The sequence below is a fragment of the Lentiprolixibacter sp. genome, assembly GCF_982873095.1.
Window position 1 is genome coordinate 1 of sequence record NZ_CEYNTP010000233.1, and the last position, 4,341, is coordinate 4,341.

The following is a 4,341-nucleotide window of genomic DNA, read 5'->3' on the forward strand; positions in this document are numbered from 1 at the left end:
TCTTTTTTTTTAATTTGGTTGTATGTATTACTCATTGTTAGAACAGTACTTCCATAGGACATTTTTATTGCTATCTGTGGTTTCAATACTTTTTGCATGCCGTAAATCAGAAGGGATTAGGGATGAATCTAAACCGGAACAAAGAACAGACAGCATATTATTATGGGCTGACGAAGGTAGAAATGATAAACTATCTCAAAAATCAAGAAAACTATTTCTTGACAAAGCGTCAAGAGCTATAAAGAGTAATACTCATGATACTTTGAGAATCAAGTATTATTCGAAATTATCAATTGCCTACCATGAACTTGGTGATACTGTGTTATTCAGGAAGTTCAATAAAAAGTTACAACAATTGGCAACTAGCTTAGATAATAAAGAAGAGCTAGCCAATTCACATTGGGATTTGGGAGCCTATTTCAATTTAAGGGCGATAAGGGATAGCTCTTATTACCATTATTCGAAAGCCCAAACTATTTTCAGAGACTTAGGTGAAATCAAAACTGCAGGCCAACTGCTTTTATACATGGCTATTCAACAGTCTAAGGCTAGGGCTTATGTAGAGAGTGAAAATACTACTATAAAGGCTATAGAATTACTGGAGTCAGTAGAAGATACTCTTCAATTATTTTATTGTTATAACAATTTGGGGTCTGTAACGAAGGAATTAGATGAATTCGATCGTTCCCTATCCTTTTTTGGCAAAGCTGAAGAGTTACTTGAAAAATTCGAAGACTCGGTTAAAACAGGTTACAGACGTACTTTAGATAACAATATTGGCAATGTTTACAAAGAGCAGGAAATGTGGGATGAAGCCATCCCCTATTTTAGGGCTGCATTGAAATATGAAGACTTAAAAAATGAGCGTCCTCGAGCCTATGCCCAAACCTTGAACAATCTGGCCATAAGCCGTTTTTTTAGTGGAGACACGACTAACGTACTGGAAGAATTAAATGAAGCTTTACAAATCCATACCCTTGAAGATGACAATCTTGGGATTTCATCTAGCAACTATAATTTAGCGACCTATTATGCAAATATAGGTGATAAGCAGAAAGCGCTATTCCATGCCCTAAATGCCATTGAAAAAGCTGAGCAAAGTTCTAATTTTAAAAGGAAGTTAGAGTCGTTAAAATTGCTTGGGTGGGTAGCCCCGGAAAATGATCTCTATTTTGACGAATATGCGAGGTTAAGTGAACGCCTGCAAATAGAAGAACGAAGGATACGTGACAAGTTTGCAAGGATTGAACAAGAAACAGACCAGTACATTACTCAGATGGAAACCGCGGAGCAGGAGAAGCAAATTTTCTTTGGGATTTCTATCGGACTTTTGCTCCTAGGTATTGCCTCCCTGATCATCATTTACCAGCGCATTCGTGTGCAACGCCTGCGTTTCCAGCAACAACAGCAGGAGTCCAACCAGGAGATCTTTAACCTCATGCTTGCCCAGAAACAAAAAATGGAGGAAGGCAAGCAGTCCGAACAAAAACGCATTTCCGAGGAACTGCATGACGGGGTCCTGGGCGCCATGAACGGCATACGCATGGTGCTGCTTGGGCTCAACAAAAAATCAGACGACAGCTCCATGGCCATGCGGGAAGAGGCCATAGAAAAGCTCAAGGAAGTACAGGAGGAAATCCGCTCTATTTCGCATGAGCTGAACCATGCCGCTTATGAGAAGTTCAACAACTTTATCAATTCCATAAATGAACTCATCAAAGAGACTACAGATTCCACAGGCCTGGAAATTGCCTTCAACTATGACGAGGATGTGGAATGGGATGCCCTTACCGGGGAAACCAAGATCAACCTGTACCGCATCATTCAAGAGAGCCTGCAGAACATCGTGAAACACGCAAAAGCTACGCATGTGGAAGTGGCTTTTCAGGACCTGGATAACATGCTCAAGATAAGTGTGGAAGATAATGGCCAGGGCTTTGAGGTTAAAAAAGCCAAAAAAGGGATTGGCCAGAAAAACATCAAATCCAGGGTCTCCAAACTAAAGGGTACCTGGAATGTAGAGAGTTCTCTTGGAAAAGGTACCCGTATTACCGTAATTTTGCCCTATTCTATAGAACAGCATGAACCTGGCCTTCTTGTTAACGAAGAAGGAGAATTGCAGGAAATTAAAAAGGATTGAGTATGAAAGTGGTGAAAATACTGGCTGTGGATGATCATGAGATGACCACCATGGGGTACAAATTTATTCTGGAAGACACGGAATTTGAAGAATTCACTGTGCAAATGGATACTGCCAAATCCTTTGAGGAAGCCCAGCAAAAGATCACGGATGCCCTCAATTCTTTTCCTTATGATATTTTGTTGCTGGATATTCAACTGGGTCCAAGTACTGAAGGTATTGTAAAAACAGGGGAAGATCTGGGCATCTGGGCCCGCAAGAAAAGTCCGGACTCCATGATCGTATTCATGTCTTCCTTCAGTGACAACTACCGCATAAACAGCATTATGCAAAGTGTGGATCCCGAGGGCTATATGGTGAAATCAGAGATTGACAAGCAATCCCTTCAGGCCATGGTGCGCACGATTATGACAGCACCTCCCTATTACACTCAAAAAGCCCTTGCCGCCATCCGCAAGCGCATGGCGAATGATATGGCGCTGGACGAAAACGATAAAAAAATCCTCTACCACCTGTCCATCGGTACCAAAACCAAGGATATGGTGAATTATATCTCTTTGTCCCTGCCGGGCATCGAAAACAGAAAAAGGCATCTAAAAGCCCTTTTTGGGGTGGAAAAACAAAACGATCAGGCCCTGATCACTGAATCGCGAAACCGCGGTTTTATATAAATACCCTTTCCTCAATTGCGGGCAGCAGCACGGTTTTTGACGTGTTATCCCCTTAATTTATAGGAAAACCTTAATTATTCTATGGTTTTTCTATAAAGCCTTGTGCGCATTTAAGACTAATTTTGAGTACATATAGTGTCTCAATACCCCGCCCATGTCTATGCTGAGAGACGGTTTCAATAAAAACCTCAAGATCCAACTGGATGAGAATCCGGCCATTATTGGTCTGGATGATTTCAAGCGAAGCTTGGAACGGGAGTATTATTCCAGTGCTCAGGTGCGTGGCTGCTTACACAACGGATGCAGGGGCAACCTGATAATTGAGATGCGATGCCCTTTGGCCCTTACAGAACTACTCTTTCATTTGGAGCAGGGTAACTGGGGCAACCCTTCGGAACAGCGTTCGTCAGTGGCCGAAAATAGTTCGCTTGCCCAACAGATCTGGGAACTTGAGAAAAAGAACAATCAGGCCATAGAAATCGAAGAACTGGTCTTTCTGCTCAACAATGCCACCCTGGTCATTAAAAGGATCTTTTCACACAGCATAGAACAAAAACTCAATCATATCCTGGATGCCCTTGGGGAACACTATGAATACTTTACCGTGCCTAGAAATGAGGCCCCTTATGAAATTTACATTCCTGTGCTTGAGGAAAACTTGACAAAAATAGATCCCCAGTTGGGCAACACGGAAAAGTTCCGTGACGCCTATCTGCGTTATTGGGGGCTATACTTTGACTCAGAAGAAGATGCCGTAATCTATGATTTGAACCGTAGGTCTTTCATTTCAGGCGACCTCCATATGCTCAATCATTGATCTTGATAATGGAAAGCCGGTATATAGGGCTACTGGTTTTCCATTTTACGGCATTTTTTACCAGGCAAATAAGGGCCTGTCACCCATCAGCTCATTTACCTTAGCTTTTACCTCTTGAATTACACCTGCATCTTCCGGCTGCGTCAAAACAGCGTCGATATAACCTACTATGGTTTCCATATCTCCCTCTTTCAGGCCCCTCGTGGTTACCGCAGCAGTACCAAACCGTATTCCTGAAGTAACAAAGGGTGATTTGTCATCGAAAGGTACCATATTTTTATTTGCCGTTATATCAGCGGATTCCAGGACCCGCTCAGCGTCCTTCCCGGTAATGTCCTTATTCCTGAGGTCGATCAGCATAACGTGGTTGTCCGTTCCCCCGGAGATAATATGATAATCCCTGGCCACAAAGGCATCGGCCATGGCGGCGGCATTCTTTTTTACCTGTACCATATAGTGGAGGAAATCATCGGTCAGGGCTTCCCCAAAAGCAATAGCCTTCGCGGCAATTATATGTTCCAATGGACCACCTTGATTTCCGGGAAAAACGGCAAGGTTGATCAGGGCAGACATTTTCCTGAGGTTACCATTTTTTAGCCGTATTCCAAAAGGATTCTCGAAATCCTCCCCCATCAGAATGAGTCCTCCCCTTGGTCCCCTCAGCGTCTTATGGGTGGTGGTAGTTACAAAATGGCAGTGCGGGACAGGATCAT

Annotated in this window: 4 protein-coding genes; 3 read left to right on the forward strand and 1 reads right to left on the reverse strand. The window is 42.9% G+C overall.

Annotated features, from left to right (window positions below):
* Positions 1-646 precede the first annotated feature (646 nt).
* From AC4E7D_RS12160 to AC4E7D_RS12170, 3 genes are all read left to right on the forward strand, one after another.
* Positions 647-2,140: a tetratricopeptide repeat-containing sensor histidine kinase gene (locus AC4E7D_RS12160; protein WP_490174060.1), complete on the forward strand. Its 1,494-nt coding sequence runs from the start codon at positions 647-649 to the stop codon at positions 2,138-2,140.
* A 2-nt stretch (positions 2,141-2,142) separates the two neighbouring features.
* The gene (locus AC4E7D_RS12165) at positions 2,143-2,811 is read left to right on the forward strand and encodes a response regulator (RefSeq protein WP_490174061.1); all 669 of its coding nucleotides are present in this window, start codon (positions 2,143-2,145) and stop codon (positions 2,809-2,811) included.
* Positions 2,812-2,965: 154 nt separating this feature from the next.
* Positions 2,966-3,628 carry a hypothetical protein gene (locus tag AC4E7D_RS12170; protein ID WP_490174062.1) on the forward strand — a complete coding sequence of 221 codons (663 nt, stop codon included), beginning with the start codon at positions 2,966-2,968 and terminating at the stop codon, positions 3,626-3,628.
* 57 nt (positions 3,629-3,685) lie between these two features.
* On the opposite strand, the gene AC4E7D_RS12175 is transcribed toward AC4E7D_RS12170, so the two are convergent.
* A partial coding sequence (locus tag AC4E7D_RS12175; RefSeq protein WP_490174063.1) for a PLP-dependent aminotransferase family protein occupies positions 3,686-4,341 on the reverse strand: 656 nt, incomplete at its 5' end.

Bases quoted from the DNA above. Each gene is read 5' to 3' on its own strand.
- AC4E7D_RS12165 (WP_490174061.1), top strand. From the start codon at position 2,143: ATGAAAGTGGTGAAAATACTGGCTGTGGATGATCATGAGATGACCACC.
- AC4E7D_RS12170 (WP_490174062.1), top strand. From the start codon at position 2,966: ATGTCTATGCTGAGAGACGGTTTCAATAAAAACCTCAAGATCCAACTG.